The sequence below is a fragment of the Nocardia brasiliensis ATCC 700358 genome, from assembly GCF_000250675.2.
Classification (GTDB): Bacteria; Actinomycetota; Actinomycetes; order Mycobacteriales; family Mycobacteriaceae; genus Nocardia; species Nocardia brasiliensis_B.
Genome location: NC_018681.1, coordinates 9,013,631 through 9,028,812, shown reverse-complemented (window position 1 = coordinate 9,028,812; position 15,182 = coordinate 9,013,631). Strand labels below are relative to the sequence as shown.

Sequence of the window (15,182 nt, the reverse complement as noted above, 5' to 3'; positions counted from 1 at the left end):
AGGGGTCGGCCCCGTTCCGCGTAACGAGTTGCGCCCCTAGCGTGAAATTCATTCCAACGACGCGGATCGTGAAGGTCCGCCAGCTCTCAGGAGATGTTTCCGATGACACCCAACGCGATTCTCGAGTTCATCCTGAATTTGCTTCGCGATCACGAGGCGGCGGTCGGCTACTGCGCCAACCCGACAGAGGCGCTGGTGGCCGCGGGTTTGCCTGCGGTGACACCGGAAGACATCGCCGCCGTCGCCCCGATGGTCGCCGAGTCGGCGCTGGTCGCCGGCGGTTCCCAGCTGTCCGCGATCGTGGCCGCGGGCGCTCAGACCGGTGTCGCCGCCGGGCTCGGCGCGGCGGGGGCGGTCGGTGCGGCCGCGGCCGCCAACGCGGGGCTGAACGTCGGCGCCGACCTCGGCCTCGATCTCGGCGGGCAGGTCGGAACCGGCATCGATATCGACGCCGGGTTGCACTCCGCGATCGACACCGGCGTGCAGATCGGCGCGAATATCGGCGCCGGGTTGCAGACCGGACTGGAGACGGCCGCGAACGTGGGCGCGGATCTGACCGGCGCCATCGGCGGCGCCCTCGGCGCGGGCGTGCAGGTCGGCGCCGACCTCGGCACCGGACTGCAAGGCGCGGTGAACAACGCGCTGCACCTCGGGACCGGGTTGGAGACGAGCCTGTCCACCGGTGTCGGCGGTGCGCTGGACGCGGTGGCCGGCCTGCAAGCAGGTGTGGGCAGCCAGCTGGGGACGGATTTGAACGCCGGATTGCAGGGCGCGGTGCACACCGCGTCCGATCTGTCCGCCGGTCTCGGCGGCACGGTGAACGCCGCGACCGGTCTCGGCGCGGATCTCGGCGCCGGGCTGTCGACCGGCTTGAACGGCGCGGTCGGCGCGGCCGGTGATCTGTCGGCCGGGCTGGACAGCACCGTTGACGCCGCGGCGAACCTGTCCACCGGACTGACCGGCAATGTATCCACAGCCCTTGGCGGCGTGGGGAATTCGGCTGCGCAGGTGAGCGCCGGCCTGGGGACGACTGTGGATGGTTTGGTGCATGCGGGTTCCGGCCTGGAGACCGGACTGTCCACCGGCCTCGACGGTGCGTTCGACGCCGGTGCCGAACTCGGTGCGGGCCTGGACACCGGAGTGGGCGGCACCGTCTCGGCCGCCCTTGGCGGCGTGGCGGATTCGGCCGCGCAAGTGAGCACGGGCCTGGGGACAACTGTGGATGGCGCGGTGCACGCCGGGGCGCAGGTGGGCTCCGGTCTGGAGACCGGCCTCGGCGCGGGCGCGGATCTCGGCGCCGGTCTGGAAACCGGTTTCGGCACGACGATCGGAGCGGCCGCAGAGGCGGGCGCCGGTCTCGGCGGCGGGCTTTCGGCCGGACTCGACAGTGCCGTGCAGGCGGGTGGGCAGGCGGGCTCCGGTCTCGAAACCGGTCTCGGCGCCGGGCTGGACGCGACTGCGCAGGCGACCACCGGTCTGGAGACCGGGCTGTCCACGGGCCTCGGCTCCGCCGCCGATCTCGGCGGCGAATTGTCCGGCAGTCTCGGTGGGGCGGTGGATACCGCTGCGGGACTGGGCGGTTCGCTGGATGCCGGTACGAATCTCGGTGGTTCGCTCGGCGGTGCCGTGGACGCGGGTGCGAATCTCGGTGGTTCGCTCGGCGGGGCTGTGGACTCGGGTGCGAACCTGGGTGGTTCGCTCGGCGGCACCGCACAGGGTGCGGTGGATTCGTCTGCGGGACTCGGCGGTTCGGTCGGTTCGACGGCGCACGGCACGGTGGACACGGCCGCGGGGATCGACGGAAGTGTCGGCTCCACGGCGAACACCTGGTCGTCGCTGGATGTGTCGAGCGCGTTCGGATCGGGGCTGGACAGCTCCACCGACAACGGTCTGTTCGCCGATACGCACGCGAACACGGATCTGACCGGCGCCGCGGGCGCGGATCTCGGCGGCGACGCACTGCTGCACTGATCGCGCACCCGCCGAAAACCGTTCCGCACCAATCGAAAGAGGTCCGTCCGCGATGGGGACGCCAACACCGAACGCCACACCACCGGCGGTACCGCTGCTCGCGGTACTCGGCGAAACCATCGCGGCGGCGCGGGCCGCGGGCCGCACCGATCTGGTGGGCACGCTCGAGGTGGCGGCCGATCGGGTCCGGGATCCGCGGCGGCGCATCATCGTGGCCGGACAGCTGGACCAGGGCAAGAGTCGGTTCGTGAACGCGCTGCTCAACCTGGATATCTGCCCGGTCGGTGACGACGTGACCACCACGTTCACCACGGTGCTCGCGCACGGTCCCGCACCGAGGGCGGAGCTGGTGCTCGCCGCCCCCGGCGGTGACGCGGGCGGCCCGGAAACCCGGGTCGCGGTGCCGATCGACGAAATCGGCGGACTCGCCGCGCGGTCGCCGCTCGCGCACGGACGCCGCATCCTGCGGTTGGAGCTCGAGGTGCCCAATCCGCTGCTGGCCGACGGTATCGTGCTGGTCGACACCCCGGGCGTGGGCGGACACGGAAGTTCTTACGCGGCAAGCGTCTTGGGCATGGTGCCCGCCGCCGACGCGGTGCTGGTGCTCTCCGACGCGTCAACCGAACTCACCGAGCCGGAACTCGCCTTCCTGCGGCAGGTCCGCGAACTGTGCCCCACGGTGGCGTTGCTGGTCACCAAGACCGACCTCTATCCGCACTGGCGACAGGTTTACCAGGCCGATCGCGGCCATCTGGCCAGGGCGGGTGTGGACGTGCCGATGATCGCGGTGTCGTCGTTGCTGCGTAGCCACGCGCTGCGGTTGCAGGACCAGCAGCTCGGCCTCGAATCCGGCTTCGGACCGCTCTATCAGTTCCTGCGTGAGCAGGTGGTGGCGCGCGACCAGCTCGCCACCCGGGCCGCGGTCGCCCGCGATATCCGTTCGGCGGCAGAGCATTTGGCCCTGGCGCTGGGCAGCGAGCTGGTCGCGGTGCGCGATCCGGCGCGCGGCGCCGCCGCGGTGCGCGAACTGCAGGCGGCACGTAACTCGGCGCAGGAGCTGCAGCGCCGCACCGCGGCGTGGCAGCAGACGCTGGCCGACGGGATCACCGACCTGGCCGGCGACGTGGACCACGATCTGCGAGATCGGTTGCGCGGCATCGCCAGAACCACCGAAGAGTGGATCGACGAGCACGATCCGGGCCGGCACTGGGACCGGATCGCCGAACATCTCACCGGCACCATCGACACCGCGATCGGCGACAACCTGCTGTGGACGCACGCGCGGGCGCTGCAACTCGCGAAACGGGTGGCCGAACACTTCACCGAGCTCGGCACGGTCGAACTCCCGGAGGTGCGCTCGGACGCCGCCGAGGGCACGCCCGCGAGCGCGGGCACCCTCGCGGATCTGGAACCCGATATCGGCTTCGGCAGCAAGCTGCTGGTCGGCATGCGCGGGTCCTATGGTGGCGTGCTGATGGTCGGCCTCGCCAGCACTTTCGCCGGACTCGCATTACTGAACCCGATCTCCATCGGCGCCGGACTCGTGGTGGGCGGCAAGGCGTTCCGGGACGACAAGCAGGCGCGCCTCGGTCGCCGCCGCAACGAGGCGAAGGTCGCGGTGCGCCGCTTCGTCGACGATGTCGCGTTCCAGACGGGCAAGGAGTCGAAGGACCGCCTGCACCGCATTCATCGAGCGCTGCGTGATCACTACGCGGGCATCGCCGACCGGAGCCTGCGGTCGATCGACGATTCGCTGCGCGCCGCGCAGGAGGCGGCGACCATGGCGAATGCCCGCCGAGCCGAACGCTGCACGGTGCTGGAACGTCAGCTCCGGGTGGTCGCCGAATTGAACAGATACGCGGAGGCGATGCAGGCCGCGCTGCCGGGCGCGCCCGTCGGTACGGTTGCCTCGTGACACGAGAGGTCGGCGCGGCACCGGGAATTGTGGCCGAGGCGCATCGTCTGGTCGGCGCCGCACGGGCGGCCCTCGCGAGCGAGCCGCGGCCGCGGGCCCTGCTCGCCGACTGTGCGCGGCGGCTCGATCAGCCGTTGCGCATCGCGCTGGCCGGATCGCTGAAGGCAGGAAAGTCCACGCTGCTCAATTCGCTTGTCGGGCAGGACATCGCGCCGACCGACGCGACCGAGTGCACCAGGGTGGTCACCTGGTACCGCTACGGTTCGACGCCGAGCGTGACGGCGCACGCGGGTGACGGCGCGCGCGCCAATGTGGTGGTGCGCCGTGGCAGCGGTACCCATGGACTGACCTTCGATCTGGACCGGTTGCGGTGGAACGCGCCGGCTCCGCGCGAAGTCGACCATCTCGAGGTCGAATGGCCCGCAGCGGCGCTGGCGCACACCACGATCATCGATACTCCGGGCACCTCGTCGCTGTCGCGGGAGGTGTCGCAGCGCACGGCTCGCTTGCTCACGCCCGGTGCGGAAACGGCGCCCGCCGCGGCGGGACCGGCGATCCCCGGCGCCGACGCGGTGGTCTACCTGCTCCGCAGGCTCGACGCGGCCGACGTCCACTTCTTGGAGCGGGTCGGCGCCGGAACCGGTGCGGCCTCGGGTGTTTCGGGACCGCTCGGCGTGGTCGGCGTGGTCTCCCGGGCCGACGAGATCGGGGCGGGCCGGATCGACGCCCTGCATTCGGCGCGCGATGTCGCCACTCGATTCGCGGGGGAGCTGGAGCGTACCGGCCTGTGCCAGGCGGTGATTCCGGTCGCGGGCCTGCTCGCCTTCGCGGCCGCGACACTGCGGCAACAGGAGTACGCCGCATTCGAAGCGCTCGCCGGTGTGCCGGTAGAGGAGCTGAGCGCGGCGCTGCTGTCCGCCGACCGCTTCGCCCGGTCCGATATCGCGCTGCCGGTGCTACCCGAGGCCCGAGCGCAGCTCGCGGAGCGGTTCGGGCTGTTCGGCATTCGGATGGCGGTCACCCTGGTGCGGCTCGGCGTGCGGGATTCGGCCACGCTGGCAGCGGAATTGACCGCGCGCAGCGGCGTGGACGAGTTGCGCTCGGTGCTCGACGTGCAATTCGGCCAGCGGGCAGACCAACTCAAGGCGCACTCGGCGCTCACCGCCCTCGCCCGGGTGCTCACCGCCTACCCGGGCAGCGAGGCCGACGCCTTGCTGCCGCGGGTGCGCACACTGCTCGCCGACGTGCACGGGTTCGCCGAGTTGCGGCTGCTCGGACGGCTGCGGACCGACGAATTGTCCTTGCCGCCCACCGATCTCGCGGAGCTGCACCGCCTGATCGGCGGCTCGGGCGTCGCGCCGCACCTGCGGCTCGGGCTGCCGGTCGACGCCGCTCCCGCCCTGCAACGCGAGCAAGCCATGGCCGCGGTCCGCAAATGGCGGGCGCGTGCCCGCCATCCGCTGGCTGACCAGTTCACGACGACGGCGTGCCTGACGGCGGCGCGCAGTGCCGAAGGAGCGCTCGGCGTCCTGTCCGGATAGGCCGGATCAGGCAGCGCGGCCGTGGATTTCGCGGCTCAATCCGTGACCTCCCGAATTGCCGCGGCCAGGTCGGCACCGGTGGGCGCGTGCTCGGGGTCGATCAGGCACTGGGCCGCCAGGCCGGTCAGCAGGATTTGATAAAAACCGCCGAGCGCCTGCGCTTTTCGCGGATCGGCTGCGTCGGCGTCGGCGTCGGCCAAGAGAGAGGCGAGACCGCTGCGGGCCTCGGCCATACGGGCCGCGAGCTGGTCCTTGGTCGTCGGATCGTGTCCGGCCTGGGCGATGGTGTCGAACGTGGCCGCCCAGAGGCCGCGATGGGTACCGATCGAGGCGATCACCGCGCTCCAGCTCGCCGCGAATCGATCCAGCGGCGCGCTGTCGGGCCGGCGTGCCTCGGTGAGCGCGCGCTCGAGTTCCACGCCCCACTCGCGGTTGGCTTCGGCGAGGGCCTCGTTCAACAGGGCCTCTTTGGAGCCGAAGTGGTAGCCGATCGCAGCCATGCTCACCCCGCCCGCGGCGGTCGTGATATCGCGCACGGTGGTGCGGGCGTAGCCCTTCTCGAGCAGGCAGCGGCGGGCGCCGGCCAGTAGATCCTCGCGATTTCCCATGCTCGTCAGGGTAGCGCAGACGCCTTAGGCATATGTCTTGTGCGTTTGCCTAAGACAAATGTACAGTTCTGTGCATGAGCAATCCCCAGCCGCCGCGCAATCGGAACGTCCTCATCTCCGGCGCGAGCATCGCCGGACCCGCGCTGGCCTTCTGGCTGAGTCGCTACGGTTTCGCGCCGACGATCGTCGAGCGCGCGCCCGCCCTGCGCACCGGCGGGCAGGCCATCGACGTGCTCGGGACCGGCACCGACGTGGTGCGGAAGATGGGTCTGCTGGACCAGGCGCTCGAGTCGAGCACCGGTAAACGCGGCACCTCCTACGTCGACGCGTCGGGCCGGTCCCGCGCCGATATCAGCAGCGAGATGTTCAACGGGGTCGGCGCGGACGGCGACACCGAGATCCAGCGTGGCGATCTGGCGCGGGTGCTCTACGACGCGACCCGCGACGATGTCGGATACCTGTTCGGGGACAGCATCACCGGGCTCACCGAGGATGCCGAGGGCGTGCACGTCACGTTCGCCCGGGCCGAGTCACGCACCTTCGATCTGGTGATCGGCGCCGACGGCGTGCACTCGAACACCCGCGCGCTGGTCTTCGGTCCGGAGCACGAATTCCTCCGGCACATGGGCTATTACCTCGCCATCTTCACCACCCCGAACCTGCTCGAGCTGGATCACTGGGAACAGGACTACAACGTGCCCGGCAAGATCGCGGGTAGTTACAGTGCTCGCGAAAACGCCGAAGCGAAAGCGGTTTTCGCGTTCGAGTCCGGTCCGCTCGACTACGACCACCGAGATGTCGCGCAGCAGAAGCGGATCCTCGCCGACACCTTCGCCGGGGTGGGCTGGGCGGTGCCGCGCCTGCTCGCCCACCTCGACGCCGCCACCGACTTCTATTTCGACGCGATGGCGCAGATCAAGATGGACACCTGGTCGAAGGGGCGGGTCGCGCTGGTCGGGGACGCGGGGTACTGCGCCGCGCCGCTGTCCGGTCAGGGCGCGAACCTGTCACTGGTCGGCGCCTATATCTTGGCCGGCGAACTCGCCGCCGCCCGCGGTGACCACACCGTCGCCTTCACCCGCTACCACCAGGAACTGCGACCGATGGTCGATGCCTGCCAGCGCTTCGCCGAAGGCGTCGGCAAATGGTATGCGCCACCCACCAATTCGATGATCCGCCTCCGCAACCTCAACGTCCGCCTCCTCCCGTACCTCCCCTGGCGTGCCCTCATCGGCGGCGCGCCCCAAAAAGTCGCCCGCACCATCCCCGCCAAGAACTACCGCCCCCACGAACTCGTCACGCCGCCGAGCTGACCGAGCCCGTCTGGTCAGGGGTGGGTGGCGGGGCTTTTGGGGTCGATGAGGATTTTGGCGTGGTGGTCGGGGGAGGCGAGGGTGGTGAAGGCGGCTTCGATGCCGTCTAGGCCGACGGTGCCGGTGATCAAGGGGGTGGGGTCTACTTTGCCGTCGGCGAGCAGGTGCAGGGTGTCGCGGAATTCGCCGGGGTCGTAGCCGAAGACGAAGTGCAGGGTGAGTTCTTTGTTGATGGCCATAGCGGGCTGGATGCGGTCGGCTTCCATGCAGACACCGACCACGACGATGCGGGAGCGCGGCGGCGCGGCGGCGAGCAGGCCGTCCAGAATTCCCGGCACGCCGACACATTCGAAGATGACCGGACCGGAAGGTCCCGCGTCGAACTTGTCCGCGAGTCGGAAGACGTACCACCAGGGCAGTTTCGGCACCCGGCGCAGCCGCTCCATGGTGTCGAAGCCGAGATCGAGGATGTCGGTGACGCCGCCGATGCGGCCGTGTCTCGGCGCCGCGGTCCACGGCGAGTCGACGGCCGGGTCGACGACGACGTCGGCGCCGCAGGCGCGCGCGAGATCCCGGCGCCGGGGCGAGAAGTCGCTGGCGATCACCGTGCGCACGCCCGCGGCCTTCAGCATGCAGATCACCGCGAGGCCGATCGGCCCGCAACCGATCACGAATGCGTTCTGCCCCTTGCCGACTCGGCCCTTGCGGACCGCGTGCCAGGCGACCGCCATCGGCTCGGTGAGCGCGGCGTGCTCGGCGGACAGCCCGTTCGGCACCGGCATCGTCATCGATTCCTGGACCACTACCTGTTCGGCGTAGCCGCCGGGCGCCGCGGCCGACAACCCGGTCAGCTCGGATTTCTTGCCGTGCCGCACGATCGGCAACGCCACCACGGGCGTGCCTGTCCGCCAGCGCTTCCGGCAGTCCGGCCCGTATTCGACCACCTCGCCGCTGAATTCGTGCCCGAGCACGACCCGCTGCGTCGATCGCATGAATCCGTCGTAGCCGGTGGCGTCGGCCAGGTCGGCCATGGCGTCGGCGTGCGCGCGGGCGTGCAGGTCCGAACCGCAGATGCCGCAGCGGGATACCTCGATCAGCAGCTGTCCGCGGCCCGGTACCGGCGTCGGCAGGTCGGTGACCTCGAACTTCGTCTCGGTGACGACGGCGGCGCGCATGGGCGGACTCCTCGGGTCGGCGGCGGGTCCACGCTACTGCGTCGCCCTGCCCTCAGGAAGGTTCAGCGGGCGGCGGTCAGTTCCTCTGCCGCGGCGGTGCGGCGGTCGTAGGCGTTGCGGGCCGCGATGATCTCGGGCTGATGGGTCTCGGTCCAGGTGACCAGCGCCTTGATGGTGGTGTGCAGGCTCGCGCCGAGCGGGGTCAGCGCGTAGTCCACCCGCGGCGGCACGGTGGGATAGACGGTGCGTTCGACGAGCCCGTCGCGCTCGAGGTGACGCAGCGTGCGGGTGAGCATTCGCTGGCTCACGCCGTCGATCTTGCGCTTCAGCTCGGTGAACCGCAGGCTCTGCTGATCCAGCAGCGCGATCACCAGCAGCGACCATTTGTCGGCGACGCGGTCGAGGATCTGGCGCACCTCGCAGTCGACGCGGGTGTCCCACTGGTAAACGTCGTAGTCGGCGTCGGTATCCCCGCAGTCCCCGGGTGACTTCAAAGTGCCGTCTTCCATGGTCGTCGATTCTGCCGGAAACTGGCTCTCGGTATCAAGAGGTAACCGACCCCACTGTGGGGAACCGAAATTGGGGAGTCGTGATGGTGAAAGCCAGAGCCGCCGAGGTCTTTACGGAGATGAACGGCCGCGCCTGGGGCGTGCTCGCGGTGCTGTGCGGCGCGATATTTCTGGAGGGCATCGACGTCGCGATGCTGAACGTGGCGTTGCCGTCGATCCGGGCCGAGCTCGGGCTGTCCACCGGCATGCTCAGCGGGGTGGTCTCGGCCTATGTGCTCGGCTACGGCGGTTTCGTCCTGCTGGGCGGCCGGGCCGCCGACCTGCTCGGCCGCAGGCGGATGTTCCTGTTCTGGTTGACCGTGTTCCTGGTCTTCTCCGGGCTCGGCGGTTTCGCCACCACCGGCTGGATGCTGTTGACCGCGCGCTTCGTCACCGGGGTGGCCGCGGCGTTCCTCGCTCCCGCCGGACTCTCGTTGATCACCACGAATTTCGCCGAGGGGCGGGTGCGTGACCGGGCGTTGGTGGTGTACGCCGGTATCGGCGCGGGCGGTTTCACGCTGGGCATGGTGGCCGGCGGCCTGCTGACCGCGCTCGGCTGGCGCTGGGTGTTCTTCGTGCCGGTCCTGGTCTCGGCGTTGCTGCTCGCCGCCGCGTATGTCCTGGTCCGGGATTCCGGTGTGCCGCAGCGGGTTCCCGGACTCGCGGGCTTCGACCTGCTCGGCGCGTTGAGCGTGACCGGCGCCATGCTGCTGCTCGTCTACGGCGTCGTCCGCCTGGAACATCTCGCGGACGGACCGCTGCTCACCGCGGCGGTCTTCGCGGCCGGGTTCGTGGCGCTGGCCCTGTTCGTCCGCAACGAACGCCGCGCGGCCGCACCGCTGGTCCGCCTCGGCGTCCTGCGCTCGGTGTCGCTGGTGCGCACGAATCTGGTGGCCGTGCTGTTCATGGGCGCCTTCATGGGCTTCCAGTTCGCGGCGACGCTGTACTTCCAGGAGCTGCGCGGCTGGTCCACGGTGCAGACCGGTCTGGCGATGGCGGTGCTCGGCCTGGACGCGATCGTCGCGCCGCTGCTGACGCCGTGGCTGGTACGGACGTTCGGTACCGGGCGGGTGATCTTCGGCGGCGTGGTGCTGGCAGCGCTAGCCTACCTGCTGTTCTTGCCGAGCGGACTGGACCGGGCCTACCTCGCCCTGCTGCCCACGCTGCTGTTGATCGCGCTGGCCTTCGCCCTCGTCTACGGTCCGCTCACCATCGCGGGCACCGATGACATCGACGAGGCGGAGCACGGTCTGGCGGGCGGATTGCTCTACACCGCGATCCAATTCGGTGTCGCCCTGGGCGTTTCCGTGGTGACCGCGGTGAATGTCGCCGCGGTGGACGCGGGCAAGGTCGGCATGGACGCGCTGCGCACCGCTTTGATCGTGCCGGTGATCGCCGCGGTCCTGGCGGGCGTGGTCGCCGCAACCGGCTTGCGTCGCAACGCAAAACCCGCGGTCGTGCCGAAACCGGAACAGCTCGTACACATCTGACGCGTCCGAAAGAACAGGCCGGAGTGGGTAACCCGCTCCGGCCTGCGCGCGTGCGCGCGACGGCGGCTCAGATCAGTACGCCGGGATTGAGGATGCCCGCCGGGTCGAGGGCCGATTTGGTCGCGCGCAGGGCGAGGGCGAACGGTTCCGGTCGCTGCCGGTCGTACCAGGGGCGATGATCGCGGCCCACCGCGTGGTGGTGCGTGATGGTGCCGCCCGCCGCCGAGAGCGCCTCGGAGACAGCGGCTTTGATGTCGTCCCACTGGGCGAGCGTGCTACCCCAGCGGCCTGCGGCGTAGACGCCGAAGTAGGGGGCGGGGCCATCCGGATAGACATGGGTGAACCGGCAGGTGAGCACGCCCGTGGCGCCGACGGCGCGGATCGCTTCGTTCGCCGCCGTCGTCACCGCGGCCTTCAGTTCCTCGAATGCGTCCCAGGTGCAGGCGGTTTCGAAGGTCTCGGTAATCATCGACTGGGCGGCGAGCGCGTCCCGCTGGTACGGCATGCGCAGGAACGACGAACGCCAGGTGTCCGCGGCCCCGGCTCCGTCGGTGTGCGCGTCGGAATCGGTGTAGCGCACCGGCTCCGGCAGCGTGCCGCCGTGCGCGCGGACGATATCGACGGCCCGCTCCATCCAGGGTCGGGTCGGGTGGTCCGCGGATTCGAAGCCGAGTACCAGCACCCCGCCCGCCGTCGCCGCGCCCGCGTTCAAGAACGCCTCGGCGGGGTCGAGCAGACGGCAGTTCGTCGGGTACAGCGCGGACTGCGCGATCGCGCGGGTCGCCGCGACCGCCTTGGTGTAGTCGTCGAAGTGCACGGAAGCCGTTGCGCGCCAACGCGGCCGGTCCTGCAATCGCAGCCAGGCCTCGGTGATCACGCCGAGGATGCCCTCGGAGCCGAGGAACAGCCGGTCGGGGGAGGGCCCGGCCCCGGACCCGGGCAACCTGCGCGATTCGCTGACGCCCGCGGGCGTCACCACCCGCATGGCTTCGACGAGATCATCGATGTGGGTGTAGAGCGTGGCGAAGTGCCCGCCGGCCCGGGTGGCGAGCCAGCCGCCGAGCGTGGAGAACTCGAACGACTGCGGGAAGTGCCGCAGCGTCAGATTCGCTTCGCGCAGTTGGTCTTCCAGGGCGGGGCCGAGCACTCCGGCCTGAATGCGGGCGGCTCGGCTGGTGTGATCGATCTCCAGCACCCGATCGAGCGCGCCGAGATCGAGGCTGACCGCACCGGCGAAATCGCCGTCCAGTCGCGGCTCCACGCCACCGACCACCGAGGTGCCGCCGCCGAACGGGATCACGGCGACGCCGGACCGGCTCGCCCAGTCGAGCACGTCGACGATATCGGCCTCGGTGCGCGGACGGACGACGAGGTCGGGCGGTGTGCCGATGTCGCCCATCAGGTTTCGCACCACATCGCGGAAGGCTTGGCCGTGTGCGTGTGCCGCGCGATCGGCCGGATCCGCCGACGCGAGGTCCGCGAGCGCATCGGGCACGGTGACCCGCGGCGCGGGCAGCGCGAGCGATTCGATCGAGGGCGGTTCGTGCGCGGTGAGGTCGGCGTCGGGCAGGATGGCCGCGACCCGCCGGGTCAGCGCCGCTCGCTCGGCCCCCTCGACCGCGTCCTCGACGTTGCCCCAGCCCCACCACGATCGCGTCTTCGCCGACACCCCGACTCCTTCCCGCCGGGCTCGGGCCCGTCGCGCGGCTATTGCACCACGGATGCGCGCCCGGGGCAGTCGCCGTAGCTACCGGTAACCCCTGCTCAGGGTGGTGTCGTTATCGGTAAGTGCTGGTAGGCGGGGGTGCCGGGGACGAGAATGGCGGACGGACGAAATTCTTGCCGGGGTTCGGGAATGATCCGCGCCGGTCGTCCGTTGAGCTATTCGACAACGTTGAGTGCAACGGGCTCAAGTTTGAGTTGACCCGAGCGAAGATCGGGTGCAGGATTGAGCCGACCACGCTCAGCGTTGCTGGGATCGTGCTCCGTCAGGTGCTTGGGGCGAGGTCTCGCGGCACGAACGGTCCTGATGCGGACAGCCGGCCGCAGGGCGACAGCCCGCCCAGGCACCGACACCTGTAGGTACGTCAATAGGAGGAACCACAATGGCTCGTGCGGTCGGAATCGACCTCGGGACCACGAACTCGGTCGTCGCCGTTCTCGAAGGCGGAGAGCCGGTCGTCGTCGCCAACTCGGAAGGATCGCGCACCACCCCGTCGATCGTCGCGTTCGCGAAGAACGGCGAGGTGCTGGTCGGCCAGCCGGCGAAGAACCAGGCCGTCACCAACGTCGACCGCACCATTCGCTCGGTCAAGCGCCACATCGGCACCGACTGGAACGTCGAGATCGACGGCAAGAAGTACACCCCGCAGGAAATCAGCGCGCGCACCCTGATGAAGCTGAAGCGCGACGCGGAGGCCTACCTCGGTGAGGAGATCACCGACGCTGTCATCACCGTGCCGGCGTACTTCGAGGATGCCCAGCGTCAGGCCACCAAGGAAGCCGGTCAGATCGCCGGCCTGAACGTGCTGCGCATCGTCAACGAGCCCACCGCGGCCGCGCTCGCGTACGGCCTGGACAAGGGCGACAAGGAACAGACCATCCTGGTCTTCGACCTCGGTGGCGGCACCTTCGACGTCTCGCTGCTGGAAATCGGCGAGGGCGTCGTCGAGGTCCGCGCCACCTCCGGCGACAACCACCTCGGTGGTGACGACTGGGACGAGCGCGTCGTCTCCTGGCTGGTCGACAAGTTCAAGGCCAGCGCGGGCATCGACCTGACCAAGGACAAGATGGCCATGCAGCGCCTGCGTGAGGCCGCGGAGAAGGCCAAGATCGAGCTGAGCTCCTCGCAGAGCACCTCGATCAACCTGCCCTACATCACCGTCGACGCCGACAAGAACCCGCTGTTCCTCGACGAGCAGCTGACCCGCGCCGAGTTCCAGAAGATCACCTCGGACCTGCTCGACCGCACCCGCGCGCCGTTCCAGTCCGTGATCAAGGACGCGGGCATCAACGTGGCCGATATCGACCACGTCGTGCTCGTCGGTGGTTCCACCCGCATGCCCGCCGTCTCCGACCTGGTCAAGGAACTGACCGGAGGCCGCGAGCCGAACAAGGGCGTGAACCCGGACGAGGTCGTCGCCGTCGGCGCCGCCCTGCAGGCCGGCGTGCTCAAGGGTGAGGTCAAGGACGTCCTGCTGCTCGATGTCACCCCGCTGTCGCTGGGTATCGAGACCAAGGGCGGCGTGATGACCAAGCTCATCGAGCGCAACACCACCATCCCGACCAAGCGCTCGGAGACCTTCACCACGGCCGACGACAACCAGCCGTCGGTGCAGATCCAGGTGTTCCAGGGCGAGCGCGAGATCGCCTCGCACAACAAGCTGCTCGGTTCGTTCGAGCTGACCGGCATCCCGCCGGCCCCGCGCGGCGTGCCGCAGATCGAGGTCACCTTCGACATCGACGCCAACGGCATCGTGCACGTGACCGCGAAGGACAAGGGCACCGGCAAGGAGAACACGATCAAGATCCAGGACGGCTCCGGCCTGTCCAAGGAGGAGATCGACCGGATGGTCAAGGACGCCGAGGCGCACGCCGCCGAGGACAAGGCCCGCCGCGAGGAGGCCGAGACCCGCAACCAGGCCGAGTCGCTGGTGCACCAGACCGAGAAGTTCATCAAGGACAACGAGGACAAGGTCCCGGCCGAGATCAAGACCAAGGTCGAGGCGGCCATCGCCGAGGCGAACGAGGCGCTCAAGGGCACCGACATCGCCGCGGTCAAGGCGGCCGTGGAGAAGCTGGCGACCGAGTCGCAGGCGCTGGGCCAGGCGATCTACGAGGCGTCGGCCAACGAGTCCGCCGCGTCGAGCAACGGCGCCTCCGCGACCCAGGACGATGATCAGGTCGTGGACGCCGAGGTCGTGGACGAGCCGGTCGACACGGAGAAGAAGTGACCAACGGCAAGCATTCGGAGCAGCGCGACACCGAGCAAGAGCCGGTCACCTTCGTGGACAACCGCAAGATCGATCCGGAGACCGGTGAGATTCGTGAGCCCGCGGCGGAGCCCGCCGCGGGCCCCGGGCCCGAGGACGGGAACGGGACGGCGGCGGAGGCTCCGGCCGAGGCCGCCGGCGGTGAACTCGCCGAACGCACGGCCGATCTGCAGCGGCTGACCGCGGAGTACGCCAACTACCGGCGCCGCGTCGAACGCGATCGCAAGACCGCGATCGATGCCGCCAAGGCCGCCGTGGTCACCGAATTGCTCGGCGTGCTCGACGATCTCGATCGAGCCCGGGCACACGGCGACCTCGATGCCGGACCGCTCAAGTCGGTGGCCGACAAGCTGGCCGCCGCCCTGCAGAAGCAGGGCCTCGAGGAATTCGGTTCGGCGGGTGAGCCGTTCGACCCGACCCTGCACGAGGCCGTGCAGCACGAGGGTTCCGGGCACGAACCGGTGATCGGGCTGGTCATGCGCAAGGGCTATCGGTTCGGCGACCGGGTGCTTCGGCACGCGCTCGTCGGGGTAACCGATGCGGTGGCCGAGCAGACCGGGTCTGCGCAGACAGAGGCATCGGATGCTGATGCCGGTGCGAACAAACAATAACGGCGCGGCGCGCCGCAA

At 69.8% G+C, this 15,182-nt stretch carries 11 protein-coding genes; 7 read left to right on the top strand and 4 right to left on the bottom strand.

Features of this window, described 5'->3' with window-relative positions:
- The first annotated feature begins 102 nt into the window (after nt 1-102).
- From O3I_RS40430 to O3I_RS40420, 3 genes are read left to right on the top strand one after another with little or no spacing between them, the layout of a single operon-like run.
- Nucleotides 103-1,971: an IniB N-terminal domain-containing protein gene (locus tag O3I_RS40430; RefSeq protein ID WP_014988857.1), complete on the top strand. Its 1,869-nt coding sequence runs from the start codon at nt 103-105 to the stop codon at nt 1,969-1,971.
- Nucleotides 1,972-2,023: 52 nt separating this feature from the next.
- Nucleotides 2,024-3,886: a dynamin family protein gene (locus tag O3I_RS40425; RefSeq protein WP_014988856.1), complete on the top strand. Its 1,863-nt coding sequence runs from the start codon at nt 2,024-2,026 to the stop codon at nt 3,884-3,886.
- Nucleotides 3,883-5,427 (top strand): dynamin family protein, encoded by a 1,545-nt coding sequence (locus tag O3I_RS40420; RefSeq protein ID WP_051066853.1) that lies wholly within the window; start codon nt 3,883-3,885, stop codon nt 5,425-5,427. The genes O3I_RS40425 and O3I_RS40420 overlap by 4 nt, the downstream gene beginning before the upstream one ends.
- A gap of 35 nt (nt 5,428-5,462) precedes the next feature.
- Here the strand turns inward: O3I_RS40420 and O3I_RS46920 are convergent, their stop codons facing one another.
- Entirely contained in the window at nt 5,463-6,035 is a 573-nt protein-coding gene (locus O3I_RS46920) for a TetR/AcrR family transcriptional regulator (RefSeq protein ID WP_014988854.1), read from the bottom strand.
- A gap of 74 nt (nt 6,036-6,109) precedes the next feature.
- Between O3I_RS46920 and O3I_RS40410 the strand changes: the two genes are divergently transcribed.
- Nucleotides 6,110-7,348, top strand: coding sequence for an FAD-dependent monooxygenase (locus O3I_RS40410; protein ID WP_014988853.1), 1,239 nt, complete (start codon nt 6,110-6,112; stop codon nt 7,346-7,348).
- 14 nt (nt 7,349-7,362) lie between these two features.
- Here the strand turns inward: O3I_RS40410 and O3I_RS40405 are convergent, their stop codons facing one another.
- Both O3I_RS40405 and O3I_RS40400 read right to left on the bottom strand, forming a co-directional pair.
- Complete coding sequence (locus tag O3I_RS40405) at nt 7,363-8,523, bottom strand: zinc-binding dehydrogenase (protein ID WP_014988852.1); 1,161 nt, start codon at nt 8,521-8,523, stop codon at nt 7,363-7,365.
- A gap of 62 nt (nt 8,524-8,585) precedes the next feature.
- Nucleotides 8,586-9,032: a winged helix-turn-helix transcriptional regulator gene (locus tag O3I_RS40400; RefSeq protein ID WP_014988851.1), complete on the bottom strand. Its 447-nt coding sequence runs from the start codon at nt 9,030-9,032 to the stop codon at nt 8,586-8,588.
- Between the two features lie 83 nt (nt 9,033-9,115).
- Between O3I_RS40400 and O3I_RS40395 the strand changes: the two genes are divergently transcribed.
- Complete coding sequence (locus tag O3I_RS40395; protein WP_202804910.1) at nt 9,116-10,561, top strand: MFS transporter; 1,446 nt, start codon at nt 9,116-9,118, stop codon at nt 10,559-10,561.
- Nucleotides 10,562-10,628: 67 nt separating this feature from the next.
- Here O3I_RS40395 and O3I_RS40390 read toward each other — a convergent pair whose 3' ends face one another.
- Complete coding sequence (locus tag O3I_RS40390) at nt 10,629-12,230, bottom strand: FAD-binding oxidoreductase (protein ID WP_014988849.1); 1,602 nt, start codon at nt 12,228-12,230, stop codon at nt 10,629-10,631.
- A 436-nt stretch (nt 12,231-12,666) separates the two neighbouring features.
- Between O3I_RS40390 and dnaK the strand changes: the two genes are divergently transcribed.
- Both dnaK and grpE read left to right on the top strand, forming a co-directional pair.
- On the top strand, nt 12,667-14,514 hold the full coding sequence (gene dnaK, locus O3I_RS40380; RefSeq protein WP_014988848.1) for a molecular chaperone DnaK: 1,848 nt from the start codon (nt 12,667-12,669) through the stop codon (nt 14,512-14,514).
- Entirely contained in the window at nt 14,511-15,164 is a 654-nt protein-coding gene (gene grpE / locus O3I_RS40375; RefSeq protein WP_014988847.1) for a nucleotide exchange factor GrpE, read from the top strand. The genes dnaK and grpE overlap by 4 nt, the downstream gene beginning before the upstream one ends.
- Nucleotides 15,165-15,182 lie beyond the last annotated feature (18 nt).

Coding starts and splice junctions, on each gene's coding strand:
- O3I_RS40430 (WP_014988857.1), top strand. CDS start 103: ATGACACCCAACGCGATTCTCGAGTTCATCCTGAATTTGCTTCGCGAT.
- O3I_RS40425 (WP_014988856.1), top strand. CDS start 2,024: ATGGGGACGCCAACACCGAACGCCACACCACCGGCGGTACCGCTGCTC.
- O3I_RS46920 (WP_014988854.1), bottom strand. CDS start 6,035: ATGGGAAATCGCGAGGATCTACTGGCCGGCGCCCGCCGCTGCCTGCTC.
- O3I_RS40410 (WP_014988853.1), top strand. CDS start 6,110: ATGAGCAATCCCCAGCCGCCGCGCAATCGGAACGTCCTCATCTCCGGC.
- O3I_RS40405 (WP_014988852.1), bottom strand. CDS start 8,523: ATGCGCGCCGCCGTCGTCACCGAGACGAAGTTCGAGGTCACCGACCTG.
- O3I_RS40400 (WP_014988851.1), bottom strand. CDS start 9,032: ATGGAAGACGGCACTTTGAAGTCACCCGGGGACTGCGGGGATACCGAC.
- O3I_RS40395 (WP_202804910.1), top strand. CDS start 9,116: ATGGTGAAAGCCAGAGCCGCCGAGGTCTTTACGGAGATGAACGGCCGC.
- dnaK (WP_014988848.1), top strand. CDS start 12,667: ATGGCTCGTGCGGTCGGAATCGACCTCGGGACCACGAACTCGGTCGTC.